This is a genomic window from Streptomyces sp. 2-1 (genome assembly GCF_048564895.1).
Lineage (GTDB): Bacteria > Actinomycetota > Actinomycetes > Streptomycetales > Streptomycetaceae > Streptomyces > Streptomyces phaeochromogenes.
This window is the reverse complement of record NZ_CP183383.1, coordinates 806454-822884: the sequence shown is the minus strand read 5'-3', so window position 1 is coordinate 822884 and position 16431 is coordinate 806454. Positions and strand designations below refer to the sequence as shown.

Annotated in this window: 17 protein-coding genes; 11 read left to right on the top strand and 6 right to left on the bottom strand. The window is 70.1% G+C overall.

The features are described 5' to 3' along the window. Positions 1 to 5: 5 nt before the first annotated feature. Positions 6 to 2123, bottom strand: a complete 2118-nt coding sequence (gene ligA, locus ACN20J_RS03840; protein WP_419665222.1) for an NAD-dependent DNA ligase LigA — start codon at positions 2121 to 2123, stop codon at positions 6 to 8. Positions 2124 to 2261: 138 nt separating this feature from the next. Here ligA and ACN20J_RS03835 point away from each other — a divergent pair, with 138 nt between their 5' ends. Both ACN20J_RS03835 and ACN20J_RS03830 read left to right on the top strand, forming a co-directional pair. Continuing rightward, positions 2262 to 3341 carry a sigma-70 family RNA polymerase sigma factor gene (locus ACN20J_RS03835; RefSeq protein ID WP_419668828.1) on the top strand — a complete coding sequence of 360 codons (1080 nt, stop codon included), beginning with the start codon at positions 2262 to 2264 and terminating at the stop codon, positions 3339 to 3341. 67 nt (positions 3342 to 3408) lie between these two features. After that, complete coding sequence (locus ACN20J_RS03830) at positions 3409 to 4191, top strand: SDR family NAD(P)-dependent oxidoreductase (RefSeq protein WP_419665221.1); 783 nt, start codon at positions 3409 to 3411, stop codon at positions 4189 to 4191. Between the two features lie 50 nt (positions 4192 to 4241). Here ACN20J_RS03830 and ACN20J_RS03825 read toward each other — a convergent pair whose 3' ends face one another. Further along, entirely contained in the window at positions 4242 to 4751 is a 510-nt protein-coding gene (locus ACN20J_RS03825; RefSeq protein ID WP_419665220.1) for a winged helix-turn-helix transcriptional regulator, read from the bottom strand. 128 nt (positions 4752 to 4879) lie between these two features. Here ACN20J_RS03825 and ACN20J_RS03820 point away from each other — a divergent pair, with 128 nt between their 5' ends. After that, on the top strand, positions 4880 to 5665 hold the full coding sequence (locus ACN20J_RS03820; RefSeq protein WP_419665219.1) for an SDR family oxidoreductase: 786 nt from the start codon (positions 4880 to 4882) through the stop codon (positions 5663 to 5665). A 38-nt stretch (positions 5666 to 5703) separates the two neighbouring features. After that, complete coding sequence (locus ACN20J_RS03815) at positions 5704 to 6063, top strand: nuclear transport factor 2 family protein (protein WP_419665218.1); 360 nt, start codon at positions 5704 to 5706, stop codon at positions 6061 to 6063. A 49-nt stretch (positions 6064 to 6112) separates the two neighbouring features. Here the strand turns inward: ACN20J_RS03815 and ACN20J_RS03810 are convergent, their stop codons facing one another. The 3 genes from ACN20J_RS03810 to ACN20J_RS03800 all read right to left on the bottom strand — a co-directional run bounded on the left by ACN20J_RS03810 (position 6113) and on the right by ACN20J_RS03800 (position 9765). After that, positions 6113 to 6655: a hypothetical protein gene (locus tag ACN20J_RS03810; protein ID WP_419665217.1), complete on the bottom strand. Its 543-nt coding sequence runs from the start codon at positions 6653 to 6655 to the stop codon at positions 6113 to 6115. Between the two features lie 13 nt (positions 6656 to 6668). After that, positions 6669 to 8750: a SpoIIE family protein phosphatase gene (locus ACN20J_RS03805; protein WP_419665216.1), complete on the bottom strand. Its 2082-nt coding sequence runs from the start codon at positions 8748 to 8750 to the stop codon at positions 6669 to 6671. Positions 8751 to 9147: 397 nt separating this feature from the next. Beyond that, positions 9148 to 9765 carry an ATP-binding protein gene (locus ACN20J_RS03800; RefSeq protein ID WP_308405923.1) on the bottom strand — a complete coding sequence of 206 codons (618 nt, stop codon included), beginning with the start codon at positions 9763 to 9765 and terminating at the stop codon, positions 9148 to 9150. Positions 9766 to 9900: 135 nt separating this feature from the next. On the opposite strand from ACN20J_RS03800, the gene ACN20J_RS03795 reads away from it, so the two are divergent. The 3 genes from ACN20J_RS03795 to ACN20J_RS03785 all read left to right on the top strand — a co-directional run bounded on the left by ACN20J_RS03795 (position 9901) and on the right by ACN20J_RS03785 (position 11933). Beyond that, positions 9901 to 10773, top strand: coding sequence for a helix-turn-helix domain-containing protein (locus ACN20J_RS03795; RefSeq protein ID WP_189841823.1), 873 nt, complete (start codon positions 9901 to 9903; stop codon positions 10771 to 10773). After that, entirely contained in the window at positions 10770 to 11021 is a 252-nt protein-coding gene (locus tag ACN20J_RS03790; RefSeq protein WP_055614220.1) for a DUF397 domain-containing protein, read from the top strand. The genes ACN20J_RS03795 and ACN20J_RS03790 overlap by 4 nt, the downstream gene beginning before the upstream one ends. An 84-nt stretch (positions 11022 to 11105) precedes the next feature. Next, on the top strand, positions 11106 to 11933 hold the full coding sequence (locus tag ACN20J_RS03785; protein ID WP_189841824.1) for an SAM-dependent methyltransferase: 828 nt from the start codon (positions 11106 to 11108) through the stop codon (positions 11931 to 11933). Positions 11934 to 12040: 107 nt separating this feature from the next. Here ACN20J_RS03785 and ACN20J_RS03780 read toward each other — a convergent pair whose 3' ends face one another. Then, on the bottom strand, positions 12041 to 12601 hold the full coding sequence (locus ACN20J_RS03780) for a GNAT family N-acetyltransferase (RefSeq protein ID WP_419665215.1): 561 nt from the start codon (positions 12599 to 12601) through the stop codon (positions 12041 to 12043). A 235-nt stretch (positions 12602 to 12836) separates the two neighbouring features. Between ACN20J_RS03780 and ACN20J_RS03775 the strand changes: the two genes are divergently transcribed. The 4 genes from ACN20J_RS03775 (at position 12837) to ACN20J_RS03760 (ending at position 16389) form a co-directional block, all read left to right on the top strand. After that, positions 12837 to 13733 (top strand): helix-turn-helix domain-containing protein, encoded by an 897-nt coding sequence (locus ACN20J_RS03775; RefSeq protein ID WP_362000163.1) that lies wholly within the window; start codon positions 12837 to 12839, stop codon positions 13731 to 13733. A gap of 126 nt (positions 13734 to 13859) precedes the next feature. After that, entirely contained in the window at positions 13860 to 14837 is a 978-nt protein-coding gene (locus ACN20J_RS03770; RefSeq protein ID WP_419665214.1) for an SMP-30/gluconolactonase/LRE family protein, read from the top strand. A gap of 107 nt (positions 14838 to 14944) precedes the next feature. After that, positions 14945 to 15526, top strand: coding sequence for a carboxymuconolactone decarboxylase family protein (locus ACN20J_RS03765; RefSeq protein WP_419665213.1), 582 nt, complete (start codon positions 14945 to 14947; stop codon positions 15524 to 15526). Beyond that, on the top strand, positions 15523 to 16389 hold the full coding sequence (locus tag ACN20J_RS03760) for an RNA polymerase sigma-70 factor (protein WP_419665212.1): 867 nt from the start codon (positions 15523 to 15525) through the stop codon (positions 16387 to 16389). The genes ACN20J_RS03765 and ACN20J_RS03760 overlap by 4 nt, the downstream gene beginning before the upstream one ends. The last annotated feature ends 42 nt before the right edge of the window (positions 16390 to 16431 follow it).

Genomic DNA, 16431 nt, shown 5'->3' with positions numbered 1-16431 from the left:
CGGGATCAGTCGACGAAGTCGGTGACGAGGGCGGCGAACTCGTCGGGCGTGGCCAGCCGGACGCCGAGCGACTCGGCCTTGGCACGCTTGGATCCGGCGCCCTCACCGGCGACGACCATAGTGGTCTTCTTGGAGACGCTGGAGGAGGAACGGCCCCCGGCGCGTTCGATGAGTTCGTTCATCTGGTTGCGGCTGAGCTTCTCCAGCGGCCCGGTCATCGCACCGGTGACCACCACCGTCATCCCCGCGAGCGGACCGGCCGCCTCGCCCGCACCGCTCTCCTCGCCCTTCTCCTCGACGCTTCCCTCGCCGTTGTCCTCGCCGCTCTCCGCGGCCGGCTGGGGCGGTGTGGCGCCGGGCTCGGTCATGTTCACCCCGGCCGCGGCGAGTTTGTCGATCAGCGGGGCCAGTTCGGCCAGCTCGGCGACGATCGACGGGGCCTTCTCGGTGCCGATGCCCTCGACCTGCTGCATCGTTTCGGCGTTGGCCGCGCGGATGAGGTCCATCGTGGCGAAGTACCGGGCGATACGGCGAGACATGGACCGGCCGGTGCCACGGACCCCGAGCGCGCACAGCACCCGGGACAGCGGTCTCCCCTTAGCCGTGTCGAGCGCGGCGAGGAGGTTGTCGGTGCTGGTCTCGCCCATCCGCTCCAGACCCAGCAACTGGTCGCGGGTGAGGGAGAAGAGGTCGGCGAGGTCCTTGACCAGTTCCGCCTCGACGAGCTGGACGACCCGCGTGTGGCCCAGGCCTTCGATGTCGAGCTGGTCGCGGCCGGCGGCGTACGAGAGGGCGGCGACCAGGTGGCAGTTGCGGCCGTTCTCACAGCGCCAGCGCTGCTCGCTGGTGTCGATGCCGGCCCCGCAGCGCGGACACACCTCGGGGAAGACGATGGGCTGTTCGGCACCGGTGCGCAGATGGGCGACGGGGGCCTCGATACGCGGGATGACGTCACCGGCCCGGTGAACCATGACATGGTCGCCCAGACGCAGATCGCGGCGGGTGATGTCGGCCGGGTTGTGCAGGGTGGCGTACGTGATGGTGGCGCCGTCGATCTCCACCGGCTCCAGCACCGCGCGCGGGGCGATGATGCCGGTGCGGCCGACGTTCCACTCCACCTCCAGCAGCCGGGTGATCTTCTCCACGGCGGGCAGCTTGTAGGCGATCGCCCAGCGCGGAGCACGTGAACCGGAACCGGCGGCCTGCTGGTCGGCGGCCAGGTCCGCCTTGATGACGATGCCGTCGATCCCGAACGGCAACTCGGCGCGCAGCGCGGCGATCTCCCGCACCCGGTCCAGTACCTGCTCGGCCGTCTCCGCGACGATGCCGGGCACGGCAGTGGTAGCGGTGGTGTTCACCCCGAGCCCGGCGGCCCGCACCATGAGGTCGCTGTGCGCGCTCTCGCCCAGCCGCTCCGCCAGCTCCGCCTCGGTGTCGGCGAGAGGCAGCAATCCGTAGCCGAAGAACGTCATCGGCACCGTGTAGGCACGCTCCTTGGCGCGCAGCGTGCCCGCCGAAGCGCCGCGCGGGTTCGCGAACGGCTGCCCGCCGTGCGCGGTGCGCACCTCGTTGGCGTGCTCGAACTGGGCGGTGGTCATCAGGACTTCACCGCGCACCTCCACCGTCACCGGCTCGGCCAGCTCCTGGGGCAGGCCCTCGATGGTGCCGATCGCGTGCGAGACGTCCTCCCCGGCCGTCCCGTCGCCCCGAGTGATCAACCGGTCCAGCCGCCCGCGCGTGTAGCGGGCCGCGATCGCCAGACCGTCCAGCTTCGGCTCGACACTGAACCGCTCGGCCTCGTGCCCGATGCGCCGGGCCAGCGACGCCGTCCAGGCGGTGAAGTCCTCGGCCGAGAACACGTTGTCCAGGCTCAGCATCGCCACCGTGTGCGGCACATCCCCCTCCACCGCGCCGCCGGCGACCTTCCCCGTCGGGGAATCGGGCAGCACCTCGTCCGGGTGGTCGGCCTCCCAGGCCGCGATACCGCGCACCAACCGGTCGTAGGAGTCGTCGTCCAGCACCGAGGTGCCGCCCGCGTAATAGGCGGCCGAAGCCTTCACCGCGTCCTCGACCGCCTGCGCGTAGGCGGCGGCATCCACGATCACTGCAACTGGTGTCGTCATGCCCGTCATCATGCCTGCCACCACTGACAACGCCCCGGTGGCGGCGTACCCGTCCATGCATTGAGCCGCCTCGGTGAGCCCGCGGTTCGCGGCGGGCGCACGGCACCACGGCCCGACCCGCCTCGCGGAACCTCCCGGCTGGCACGGGGCTGGCACAATGACGGCGCATCAGACCCGAGTCGCCGCCCGAAAGGCTCCGTCGTGCCGCAGCAGACCGACACCGACGCAGGCTTCGCCGAGCTCCTGGAGCCGTACCGCCGCGAACTGCAGGTGCACTGCTACCGCATGACCGGCTCGTACGACGAGGCCGAGGACCTGGTCCAGGAGACGTTCCTGAAGGCCTGGCGGAGCCGGGAGGCGTACGAGGGCCGGGCGAGCATGCGCACCTGGCTGTACCGCATCGCCACCAACACCTGCCTGGACCATCTGCGCCGCCACCAGCGCACTCCGCACCCGTACGAGCGGCTGCCCGGTATGGAACACGGCAAGGGCGAGCCGCCGACACGGATCGAGTGGCTGCAGCCGTACCCCGACGAGCTGCTCGCCGACATCCCCGCCGAGGAGGCGGGCCCCGAGTCGCAGGCGCTGTCGCGGGAGACGGTCGAGCTGGTCTTCCTCGCCGCGCTGCAGCATCTGCCGCCGAGGCAGCGGGCGGTGCTGATCCTGCGGGACGTGGTGGGTCTGCCGGCCACGGAGACCGCCGGGCTGCTGGAGCTGTCCACCGCCTCCGTCAACAGCGCCCTGCAGCGCGCCCGGCCCGCACTGCGCGAGCATCTCCCGGCGGGCCGCCGTACGGAATGGGCTCCGTCAGCCGCACCGACCCGCGAGGAGCGTGAGGTGGTCGAGCGCTACCGGGACGCTGCCGAGCGGCTCGATCTGTCCGCGATGGCTGAACTGCTGACCGCCGACGCCAAGCTCACCATGCCGCCGAACCCGCTCTGGTTCGTCGGACGCGAGGCGATTCTCGCCTTCGTCGGCCAGAGTCTCGACCCGGCCTCCCCGATGTACTTCGGCCGGTGGCGGCACCTGCCGACCTGGGCGAACGGGCTCCCGGCGGTGGGCGGTTACGTCCAACGGCCGGGGACGACCGTCTACCGCGCCCAGAACCTGGACGTTCTGCGTATCGAGGACGGCCGCATCGCGGAGATCACCACCTTCGAGCCGCACCTGCTGCCGGCTTTCGGGCTGCCGCTGAAAATTTCCGAACAGGAGCGATGACTGACGCGCTCGCCGTGCGTCTGTATGGCCGACATCTTCGGATCACGACAGCGGACCAGGAGCCATCATGCTGCTGCAGGACAAGAACGCGATCATCTACGGCGCCGGCGGGAGCATCGGCGGTGCCGTCGCCCGCACCTTCGCCCGCGAGGGCGCCCGCGTCTTCCTCGCCGGACGGACGGCCGCCAAGCTGGAGGCGGTGGCCAAAAAGATCGAGGCGGCAGGCGGCCGGGCGCACGTGGCCGTGGTCGACGCGCTCGACGAGCGGTCGGTGGAGGAGCACGCCGACACCGTGCTGGCGGAGGCGGGCTCGGTCGACATCTCGTTCAACCTCATCACCCGCAACGACGTGCAGGGCACACCCGTGGTGGACATGTCGGTGGCCGACTACATCGCCCCGGTGACCACCGGCATCACCACCAACTTCATCACCGCCCGCGCGGCGGGCCGCCGCATGGCGGAGCAGGGCTCCGGAGTGATCCTCGCCCTCAACAGCGGCTCCGCGCACGCCAGTCCGATGATGGGCGGTACGTGCCCCGCGGACGCGGCGATCGACACGCTGATCCGTGCCCTGGCACAGGAGCTCGGCCCGAAGGGCGTACGGGCGCTGGGGCTGTGGGTGGCCGGAGTGCCGGAGACCCTGACACCGGAGAAGCTCGGAGCCGTGAACCCCGCGATGGCCAGCCCCGAGGCACTGCGGGGCATCCTCGACATGCTGGACGGCCTGCGCATGCTCCCGGCGTCGCCGCGGCTGCGGGAGGTCGCGGAACTGGCCGCGTTCCTCGCCTCGGAGCGGGCCGGAGCGGTCACCGGAACGTGGGTGAACGGGACCGCGATGTTCACGAGCTGAGGCGTCGACATGTGAGGACGCGCCCGGCAACACCGCTGGGCGCCCTCGCCCTATGCCTCCTGTGCCGGGCTGCCCGGCCGCGTGGCGTAGCGGCCGCGCATGGCATCGCTCGCCGCGGGCCCTGCCGCGAAGACGTAGTCGTCGCTGTCGTCGAGCCGGCGGCCGGTCCTGGCGTCGACGACGACGGGCTCGACCTCCTGGCCGCTGTGCGCGTCGACGAGGATCATGCTGCGCTCCGCCGCCGGGAGGCGGGAGTTGCCCCACGCGGCCAGGGTGACGATCACCGGTCGCAGGGAGTGCCCGAGCTCGGTCAGTACGTACTCGTGGCGGACGGGGTTGGTCTGGTACGGCCGGCGCTCCAGCAGCCCGTCCTCGACCAGGGTCTTGAGCCGGGTGGTGAGCATGCTGGAGGAGATGCCGAGGCTCTCCTGGAACTGGTCGAAGCGGGTGTAGCCGTCGAAGGCGTCGTGGAGGATCAGCAGAGTCCACCACTCGCCGACGTGCTGCACCGTCGTGGACAGCGGGCACTCCCGGTCCTCCAGCCTGATCCGGCTTGCCACGGCGACCGTCCCTTCAGTTACTGCTAAAGTCGAAGTTAGTAGCTTCTATTTTAGCAGTTTAGTCGGGAGCGGTGGCGCACCATGCCCGCACCCCGACCCTGAATGCCCTCACTCGGAAAAGGGACACCGTGACCACACCCCTCAGCGAATCCCTCGAAGACCGGCGCGCCCTGGTCACCGGCGGCACCAAAGGCACCGGCGCCGCCATCGCCCGACGCCTGGCCGAAGCCGGTGCGACCGTGCTCGTCACCGCCCGCAGCCGCCCCGACGACGTCGAGGAGAAGACCTTCGTCGGAGCCGACCTGTCCACGGCCGAGGGCGCCGCCCACGTCGTCGCGGAGGTGGACGCCCGCCTGGGAGGCGTCGACATCCTCGTCAACACCCTCGGCGGATCCGAGGCACCGGCCGGCGGCTTCGCGGCGCTCGGCGAGGACGACTGGACCAGAGAACTGAACACGAACCTGCTGGCCGCCGTCCGCCTGGACCGAGCTCTCCTGCCGCACATGATCGCCGGCGGCAAGGGCGCGATCGTGCACGTCACCTCGATCCAGCGCCGCATGCCGCTGTGGAACGGAACCCTGGCCTACGCCGCCGCCAAGGCCGCCCTGACCACGTACAGCAAGGGCCTGGCCAATGAGGTCGCCCCGCAGGGCGTCCGTGTCAACGCCGTCTCGCCCGGCTTCGTCCAGACGTCGGCCGCCGACGACCTTGTCGCCCGGATCGCCCACGAGGCGGGCATCACCGAGGAGGCGGCACTGGGCCGGCTCATGGACTCCCTCGGCGGCATCCCGCTCGGCCGCCCCAACCGACCCGAGGAAGTCGCCGAACTCGTCGCCTTCCTCGTCTCCGACCGTGCCTCGGCCATCGTCGGCGCAGAGCACGTCATCGACGGCGGCACCACCCCCACCGTCTGATCCCGCGACCACCCATCACCCCCTCCACGAGGAGCGTCATGCACGACAACCAGCCCCGGACCATCGCCCTGGATGCCCTGCCCGAGGTGATCACCCGCTATCTGACGGCCCACCGCAACCACGACACCGCCATCGCGATCACGGCGTTCACCGGCGACGCCACGGTGGTCGACGACGGCCACACCTACGCGGGCACCGCGGCGATCGAGGGATGGCTGGACCGGGCCGCCACCGAGTTCACCTACACCGTCCAGCTCACCGACGCCCGCGAGACCGACGCGGACCACTACATCGCCACCCAGCACCTCGAAGGCGACTTCCCCGGCGGCACCGTCGATCTCCACTACCGGTTCACGCTCCGCGCCGGCCTCGTCGAACGCCTCGTCATCGAACCCTGAGACCGCGGACCCGCCGCGCGCCGGACCCTGCCGGGAGGCAACCGCCGCGTCAGCCCTTGGGACGGTGTCCCGCCGCGCCGAGCGCCTCGCCGAGCAGGCGAACCGCCTTCGGGCCGACTCCGTGCATGGCCAGCAGCTCGGCCTCGCTCATCTCGGCGACCTGGGCGAGCGTGGTGATGCCGACGTTGGCGAGCGCCCGAGTGGCGGGATTTCCGATGGCCCTGGGCAGGTCACCGACCTCACCGGCAGCCGCCGTGTCCGCGGTTTGTGCCTGCGCCGCCAGTCGCCCGGGCGCGTGCGCGAGCCAGGCGCGACGTACCCAGTGGTTGAGCTGCTGACCGTTGATGTCCCCGATCGGGAGGCGTACGCCGATGTGTGTCGTGCCGCGGGTCAGCGGCTCGGCGGTCGGGTGCGCGGCGAGGACCTCGTCCGCGTCCGCGGTGGGGAGGTGCAGCTGCACGTAGTCGTCCTTGCCCAGCGAGGCGAACCGCTTGTCGCGCACGGTGAACGACTTCGTGCCGGAGCCGGTGCTTCGTTCCGCCGTCCCGGGGAGCGAGAGCGCCGTCCTGCGCAGCTGGGCGAGGCTGGTCATGAGCGAGGGATCCTTACGCCTGTGGTCGGGCGCGGGCGATGAGCAGGGCCACGTCGTCGTGGTTGTCGGGGTGGTGCAGGGTGCTCAGGAGGAGGTCGCAGACGTCTTCCAGGGGGCGCGTGGGGTCGTCGAGGAGGCCCAGCATCGTGTTGAGGCGGTCGTCGAGGTCGTGCTGGCGCGTTTCGACGAGCCCGTCGGTGTAGAACACGAGCTGGTCGCCGGGTTCGAGGTCCACGGTGGTGGTGGAGAAGGCGACGCCGCCCACGCCGAGCGGTGCCCCGGTGGGCAGGTCGAGCAGTTCGGGAGGGTGGCCGGGGCGGATACGGGCCGGCGGCAGGTGTCCGGCGTTGGCGATCCTGCACTGGTGCCGGTGGGGGTCGTAGACGGCGTACACGCAGGTGGCGATGGACTCGTCCAGGCCCCCGGTGGCCTTGTCGAGGTGTTCGAGGAGCCGCGCGGGATCGAGGTCGAGCGAGGCCAGGGTGCTCGTTGCGGTGCGCAGCCGGCCCATGGTCGCCGCCGCGTTGATGCCGCTGCCCATCACGTCACCCACGACGAGCGCGGTCTTGTCGCCGTCCAGCGGGAGAACGTCGAACCAGTCGCCGCCCACCTCACCGGCCGCCCCCGCGGGCTGGTAGCGGGAGGCGACCTCCAGACCGGTGGTCATGCGCGGGTGGCTGGGCAGCAGACTGCGCTGCAGGGCGACGGCGGTGTTGCGGGCGTTCTGGTACCAGCGGGCGTTGTCGATCTGCACGGCCGCCCGGGCCGCCAGCTCCCGGGCCAGTACGAGGTCGTCGTTGCTGAAGGGCCGCGGGTTGCGGGTCCGCTTGAGATCCAGGGCGCCGAGCACCTCGCCGCGCGCGACCAACGGCACCGCCAGGTACGAGTGGACACCCGCCCGGCCCAGCAGCACGGCCGCCTGCGGGTCCTGGGCGATACGCAGCAGGTCCTCGTCCTTCACCTGCGACACCATGACCGGGCTGCCTGTACGTATGCACTGGGTGACGAGACGGTCGGAGCCGTACCGGGCCACCTGTCCGTGAGGGGCGGCCTCGTCGGGGGTCTCGGTGGCGGCGGAATCGGTCCGGACGGCCAGCGTGCGGATCAGCGTGTGCTCGGTCGGACCGAGGTCGCTGCGGCGGCCTTCCACCACCGCCTCCAGCAGGTCCACGGACGCGATGTCGGCGAGCTCCGGCACGGCGACGTCGGCGAGTTCACAGGCGGTGCGGTCCAGCTCCAGGGTGGTGCCGATACGGGCGGAGGCGTCGGCGATGACCGTGAGGCGTCGTCGCGCGGTCTCCGCCTCGATCGCCGAGCGGTGCCGTTCGGTCACGTCGACGACCGAGACGGCGACCCCCAGCACGGTCTGCAGGGAGTCCTCCAGCCGGTAGTACGAGGCCGACCAGGCGTGATCCTCGTTCGGATCGGCCGGGGTCCGGCCGATCGTGGGCTGTTCGACAAGCGGGACACCAGTATCCAGGACCTGGCGCGCCGCGGACTCTATGGCCTCGACGTCCAGGAACGGCAGGGCCTCGCGGATCGTCCGGCCGACGTGTTCCGCGGCGGAGATGCCGTTGATCCGTTCCAGGGCCGGGTTGACCGACACGTACCGCAGGTCCCTGTCCAGGACCGCCAGCCCGATCGGGGACTGCGAGACCATCTGCACGGAGAGCGCGACATCCCGTTCGAGGCGGTGCACGGTCGACTGATCGGCCGCGAGACCCAGGGCGTAGACGCCACCGCGGTCGTCCAGGAGCCGCATGTTCCGGAACTCCACGAGCCGCGTGGTGCCGTCCTTGTGCCGGACCGGAAAGCCGCCGGCCCAGCCGCGACCGGTGTCCATGACGTCGGTGAACAGCTTCACGGCCAGGTCGACGTGCTGCTCGTGCACCATCAGCCGGGCCGCGTACTCACCCAGCGCCTCTCGTGCCGTGTAGCCGAACAGCTCCTCGGCCTGCGGGCTCCACAGCACGACGCGGCCCTCGGTGTCCAGCACCACCGAGGCCACGCCCAGCACGTCCAGCAGCGCGCTCGGCCGTAACGGCCCGCGGACCCGTTCGTCGTCGTCGGACACGGGAATTCCGGCTGCGCTCATTGCAGGCACCGCTTTCGCCCGTTTACGCGGCACGCCGTTCCCTGTGCCGACTGTCCCCTGTTCTACCGTGCCCACCGTTTCCTCCGGTGCCGTTCTCGTCTGCCTTCACCATCTCCCAACACAGCAGTGGTTGTCCGGCGAAGACGTCACGGAATTGGCGGGGAGATCCGGGCGCGGGGCATCGCGCCTCGGCGCGGGCCACCACTCCGACAGCGTGATCAGGGGCCTCAGGTGTCACAGTGGTTACTGAACGCATCCGAGAGGTCGCGGGCTGTGCGGACCTCGGGGCACTTCGGATGGGTCCGCTTCCGGTGGGGCGGCTTCCGCGGGGGCGCGGCGGATGCCGACGGGCGCCTTGCCCGCCGGCATCCGGGAGGGGACCTCGAACCTGGTGGGTTCAGACGCCGTCGGTCAGGGTCGCCCAGACCGCGTGACCCCCGGTGAGCGGGGAGCGGTCGACTCCCCAGGTGTCGGCTATGTGCTGTACGAGGAGGAGCCCGCGACCGTTCTCGTCGTCGGGGCCCGGATCGCATCGCGGCAGGAGGCGGCCCGTGCGGTCCTCGTCGTGCACCTCCAGGCGCAGGCTTCCGTCCGCCGTGAGCCCGGCGCCGCACAGAATCCGCGTACTGGCCGTGTGCAGTACGGCGTTCGTGGCCAGCTCGGACACGAGCAGTACGGCGTCGTCGCGCAACTCGCAGGGCAGGCGCCACGCGGTGAGCCGCTCGCCCAGCGTGTTGCGGGCGACCTTGACGCTGGTCCGGTGCGCCGGGAGCTCGAGCCAGTGTGCGGTGTCCGTGTTCGTGGAGCCTAAGAGCCGAAGGGAGGGAGTCGTGTGGGGGGACACGGTGATTGCCTTCCAACAAGGAGGAGCGCTGGGGGAGTTGGGGATCACGACCTTCGGCTCCGTCCGGCGGGGTGTTCCGGCGGCCTGCGGGCCGAACGCTGAGGTGCGCCAACTCCACGGGGCGTGGCGGGTGTTGACGGCGATGCGCGCGCGTTCGGTGGGATCGCTCACAGAACTAACTATGCTCGTAGCCCAGTTCACGCTGCAACCGTCTCCCTGATAATTTCAGCAAGGCGGTATCTGCCTGGTGCCATCAGCAAGTCGCTGTCAGACTCGTACCGGTGACAGTTCCTCAGGAGGTAGGGCGTGAGCGAAGCTCGTTCGGGCGTCGGCACCAGTGCACCCACCGTTCTCCGCATGATCCTGGGCAAGCGGCTGCAGGAGCTGCGGCAGGGCGCGGGGGTGTCGCTGGACGACGCGGCGAAGGCCCTGCATGTGAAGCCGCTGACCATCCGCAGACTGGAGAAGGCGGAGGTCGCGCTCAAGACGCTCTACGTGGAGAAGCTGCTGCAGACCTACGGGGCCGCGCAGCAGGAGGTCGACGAGTTCGTCACCCTGGCCGAGCGGGCCAACGAGCCCGGCTGGTGGCACGCGTACCGCGATGTGGTGCCCGACTGGTTCAGCGCGTACGTGAGCCTGGAGACCGGCGCCAAGACACTGCGCACCTATGAACCGCACTACGTCACCGGGCTGCTGCAGACGTACAACTACGCGCGTGCCGTGCTGCGCGGGGGCTTCCCCAACGAGAGCGACGAGGACCTGGGGCGGCGGGTCGATCTGCGGCTGCGCCGGCAGGGACTGCTGGAGAGACCCGACGCGCCCACGTTATGGGTCGTGATGGAGGAGACCGTACTGCACCGGATGGTGGGCGGTGCCGAGGTGATGCGGGAGCAGATCGAGCGGCTCCTGGAGGTCTCGGAGCTGGACCATGTGAGCGTCGACGTCGTGCCGTTCACCGCCGGGGCCCACATCGGGGCCTGCGCCCCCTTCACCTACTTCCGGTTCGAGGAGCGGGAACTGCCGGACATCGTCTACAGCGAGATCCTCTCCGCCTCCGTGTACCTGGACCAGCGCTCCGACGTCGCCGGTCATCTGGAGGCGCACAACCGGATGTCCTTGCTCACCTCGTCCGCGGACAGCAAGGCCCTGTTGAACCGCATGCGCAAGGAGTACTCATGACCACCACCGACGGAAGTGTGTACAACGGAATGCCCGCGTCGGAACTCGGCGAGCAGGGCTGGGAGCGTCCGTGGAGCGGCCCCAACGGGGGGCAGTGCGTGGAGACGAAGCAACTCGCCGACGGTCGCGTGGCGTTGCGGCAGTCGAACGATCCCGCCGGTCCCGCGCTGATCTACACACCGCAGGAGATCGCCGCGTTCGTCGCCGGCGTCAAGAAGGGCCTCGCCGATCATCTGGCGGCCGGCTGAACCACACCACGAACGGGAAGACCTCGGGCCGGCCCCGGCCGAGACCTGCCCGGCATGCCGACGTACACCACTGAAGGGGAAAGAATGAGCAACTCCCAGGCCGCGCGGGACATCGACACCAGCAGGCCGCACTCCGCCCGTATGTACGACTACTACCTGGGCGGCAAGGACCACTTCGACATCGACAAGCAGGCGGCGGAGTCGGTCGCGGCGGCCTATCCCGGCATCTTCGTGTGCGCCCGCGAGAACCGGGCCTTCATGCACCGCGCCACCCGGGTCCTCGCACGGGAGCACGGCATCCGCCAGTGGCTCGACATCGGCACCGGCATCCCCACCGAGCCGAACCTTCACCAGGTCGCCCAGAGTGTGGTCCCCGAGGCCAGGGTGGTCTACGCGGACAACGACCCCCTCGTCCTCAAGTACGCCGAGCGCCTGATGCGCAGCACCCCCCAGGGCCGCACCACGTACATCGAGGCGGATGCCAACGACCCCGAATCGCTCCTGAACGCACCCGAGTTGGCCGAGGTGCTCGACGTGGGCCGACCCGTCGCGCTGTCCCTGAACGCCCTCATGCACTTCGTCACCGACGCCCAGGACCCGTACGGGATCGTCGGCCGCCTGCTGGACGCCCTGCCCTCGGGCAGCGCCCTGGCCCTGAGCCACTGCACGCCCGACTTCGACCCGCCCACCTGGGAGAAGGTCACCGCGATCTACACGGGCGCCGGCACCCCCGTGCAGTTCCGCTCCCAGAAGGACGTCGCCCGCTTCTTCGACGGCCTCGACCTCCTCGACCCCGGCATCACCGTCGGCCACCGCTGGCGCCCCGACGCACAGGATGACAACGCTGCCACGGAGCAGCAGCCGACGGACGCCGAGGTCAGCCTGTGGACCGGGGTGGGCGTGAAGCCGTAGCGGGGTGGTGGGACGCCGGTCGGGCGGCCGGCGCCGCGGTGATGCCCGCCCGTGTCGGCCTGGAGTGAGGGATGAGCCCGGTGGGCCGCCACGGCCCATCGACGCGCCTACTGCTGACGCTGCCACTCGGTCCGGGTGAGTTCGTACTCGACCTCGCCGTGCTCGGAGCCCGCGAGCGCGTCCGGCCAGTCCTGGGTGAAGGTCCGGACGAAGGACAGGCCCGCCTTCGCCATCACCCGCCGGGATCCCGTGTTGACCGTCATGGTGTTCGCGGTGACCCGCTCTACTCCGAGGTCGGTGAAGCCCTTGTCGATGAGGGCCCGTGACCCCTCGGTGGCGTAACCATGGCCCCAGGCGGCCTTGTTGAGCCGATAGCCGAGTTCGACGACGGCCGGGCTGTCGTCGTCCAGCGGCCGGAACTCGAACCAGCCCAGGAACAGCCCGGTGGCCTTCTCCTCTGCGGCCCAGTAGCCGCGGGTCCCGAGCCCCGGATGATCGTGCAGGAGCCGTGGCAGGGTCTTCGCCCGGATCTCCTCGCGGCTCACCGGACGGCCACCGTTGATGAAGCGCATGACGTCGGGATCGCCGTCCAGCGCGAGCAGATGGTCGACGTCGGCGACGGTGAACGGCCGCAGCACGAGCCGGTCGGTCTCCAGGAAGATGCCCATGCCGTGATGGTCACCGCAGCGGGACGGGGCCGCCACCGGATTTCAGGAAATGTGGCGCTTCGCCTCGGTGGCTGACATGCGGAGGCGAGTCCGTCGGCCGAGGCGGCTGCTTCACCGTTCCCTGCCCACCGTCTCCCGCCTCACCCTCCACGCCTCACCATCTCTGCCTCACCATCCCCTGCCTATCCACCGCAGGGGATGGTTGGTCCTGAAGCGGCGCCCCAGACTATGAGCCATGAACGGAAAGCGGCCCCTCGGGGAGTTCCTGCAGAAACGCCGGTCCCAGGTGCGGCCGGACGATGTGGGGCTCCCCACGTACGGGGAACGACGGCGGGTACCCGGTCTGCGCCGCGAGGAGCTGGCGCTCCTGGCCGGGGTGAGCTCCTCGTACTACACCAGGCTCGAACAGGGGCACTCGTCGAACGCCTCACCAGAGGTCCTCGACGCCATCGCCCGGGCCCTGGACCTGGACGACGCCGACCGCGTCCACCTGCACGATCTCGCCGTGGCGCAGCGCCGCCCGGCGAAACCACGCAGGGTGCCGCCCGAGCACGTGGGGGCGTCGGTCCGCCAGTTGGTGTCGGCCCTGACCGATGTGCCCGTGGTCGTCCTCGGCCGGCGCTGCGACGTCCTGGCCTGGAACCGGACGGGGCACCTGCTGTTCGCGGGGCACCTCGACCCGGAAAGCCCGGACCGGCCCGCGGAGCGGCCGAACATGGCGGAGCTGGTGTTCTGCGACGGCCATACGCGTGATCTGTACGCCGACTGGCAGCAGAAGGCCCGCGACGTGGTCGGAACGCTGCGCCTCGTGGCGGGCCGCCATCCGGACGACCCGAAAATGGCCTCACTCGTCGGGCATCTCCTGCTGAAAAGCCATGAGTTCGAGTCGCTGTGGGCCGACCACCGGGTCCGTGCCTGCCCTGTCGCGGTCTACACCATGCGCCATCCGTTGGTGGGTTCGATCGAGGTGACCCAGCAGACCCTCCAGGCCGAATCGGACCAGCGGATCGTCATGGTCACCGCGGCACCCGGCTCGGCCTCCGCCCACGCACTCGCCCTGCTCTCCCGCGCCGCACATTCCTTGCCCGCACCCCACACTCCGATTCCCGCAACGGGTCCGGCTCCACGGTGACTTCACGCCGGAGAACCCTTTTCTGATCCGGGTCTGATCCGGTTCTGATCCCGCATCAATCGCCCTACGCGCAGAAGCATTTGCGTCGCTGCGTTTCCTTGCCATGCCCGAAAACCTGAAGGAATCATGAAGAAGAACCTCAAGAGCGCTGTTCTCGCCGCCGCCGCGGCCGGTCTTTCCCTCATGACGGTCGCCACGGCGACGCAGGCGGTCGCCGCCACGGCGCCGCTGTCCCAGGCCCGGATCGTCACCCACTTCGACCTGGCCCAGGGGCAGATGCCGGAGAACGCCGTCATCGAGCCGAACGGCTCCGTGGACGTCACCTTCGCCGCCGCTCGCCAAGTGGCGCGAATGGACCGGGGCGGCGCGACGCAGATCCTGGCCACCCTGCCGGCTCCCTCCGACGGCGGCGTCCAGACCCCGGTGCTCGGCTTCCCCCTGACGACCGGGCTCGTCCGTACCGACGACGGAACCCTGTACGTCCTCTACGCCACCGGCACCGCGGACCTGACAGGGCTGTGGCGGCTGAAGCCGGGGCACAGGGCGCCGGAACGGATCGCCGCCCTCCCCGCCGACGGCCTGCCCAACGGACTTGCCTTCGACCCCCGCTCGCGCGCCTTCTACATCACGGACTCGGTCCTCGGCACCGTATGGCGAGTCCCCGCGAACGGCGGACGAGCGACGGCATGGTCGACCGCACCGGAGCTCGCCGCACAGGGATTCCTCGGAGCCAATGGCGCCCGCGTGCACGAGGGCGCGCTGTGGGTGACCAACCTCGACCAGGGCACCGTGCTGAGCCTTCCCCTTCGCGGCGGCCACCGAGCGAGCACACCGACCGTCAGGGCGACCGGACTTGAGGGCATCGACGACTTCGCCTTCACCGGCCGGGGCAACGAGATCCTCGCCGCGCTCAACGGGCCCGGCACGGTCGTGCGCATCGCGGACGACGGCACGCACACCACTGTCCTGGACTCATCCGACGGACTGCAGAACCCCACCTCCGTGGCGATCCGGGGCAAGGACGTCTACGTGCCGAGCGCCGCCTACCTCACCGCCACCGACCCCAACCTGCTCCACGCCCGCCTGAACCGTCACGGCCACTGAGCGCGGCAGCGATGAAGGTGTCACATTCGCGCGCCCGCCGGTGTCTTCATGCCGAACAGGCCGACAGGCCAACGAGGCCGAACAGGCCGACGGACAAGGAGAACATCGTGACACTGCGCATCCCGAAGGCCGAGCTCCCCACCGAGCTCAGGGAGACCACGATCGAGCAGTTCGGTGCCGTGCCCGAACCGTTCGAAGTGACGGCGCACAATCCCAAAGTCGCCCAGGACGCCACGGAGATGGGTGGCAAAATAAGCCAGTGGGACATGGCCGACGAGTCTCTCAAGACGTTCGCGCACATGGCGGTCGCGGCAAAGGTCGGCTGCAGCTGGTGCCTCGACATCAACTACTTCCAGGCGCTCAACAAGAACCTGGACCTGACCAAGGCGAGCCAGGTGCCGCGCTGGCGGGAGTCGGAGGTGTTCACGCCGCTGGAGCGGGACGTACTGGAGTACGCCGAGGCGATGACGAGCACGCCGACGACCGTCACCGACGAGCTCTACGCGAGCCTGCTCGACCGGCTCGGCCCGGCGGCGATGGTGGAACTCACCGCGGTCGTCGGCTTCGCCAACATGTCGACCAGGAACAACACGGCGCACGGGATCACCTCGCAGGGCTTCTCCGACGCATGCGGGATTCCGCTCGCAGCGCGTTCGGAGAATCCCGGCGTGGTGTCGACGGCGATATGACCGAGGATCCCTACCTCGCCCATCGCAGCCTGTTGTTCACGGTCGCCTACGAGATGCTCGGCTCGGCGGCCGACGCGGAGGACGTACTGCAGGAGTCCTGGCTGCGGTGGGCCGACGTGGACCCTTCACAGGTGCGTGACCCACGGGCGTATCTCGTCCGGATCGTCACACGCCAAGCGCTCAACCGGCTGCGGACGTTGTCGCGCAGCCGCGAGGAATACGTCGGCGAGTGGCTCCCCGAGCCGCTGCTGACCAGCCCCGATGTCGCCGAGGACGTCGAACTCGCGGAGAGCGTCTCGATCGCGATGCTGACCGTCCTCGAAACGCTCGGGCCGACGGAGCGGGCGGTGTTTGTACTCCGCGAGGTCTTCGAGATGCCGTACGGCGAGATAGCCGAGGTCGTCGGGAAGTCCGCGGCCACGGTACGGCAGATCGGTCGGCGGGCCCGCGAACATGTGGCGGCTCGACAGCCGCGGGTACGGGTAAGCCGGTCGGAGCAGCAGGCCGTGGTGGAGCGCTTCCTGCTCGCGTTGCGCACCGGTCAGTTGCAGGAGCTGATGGCCGTCATGTCGCCGGACGTGGTCCTGATCGCCGATGGCGGCGGGATAGTGGCAGCCGTTCAGGCGCCGATCCACGGCGTCGAACTGGTGGCGAAGCTGCTCGCACGCGCGGATCGGGCGGTGACCACGTTCGAGACGACGACCGTGTGGCTCAACGGCGCCCCCGCGGGCCGGGTCGAGGTCGACGGCGAGCCGGCCGCGGTGAGCCTCGTAGTGGACGGCGGGCGGGTCACCCGGATCTACCTGGTGAGAAACCCGCAGAAGCTGACACGGCTGGATGTGCGGTCCGAACTCTCCAGGTAGGCCTGCCACTGCCACTGCCACTGCCACTGCCACTGCTCCGGG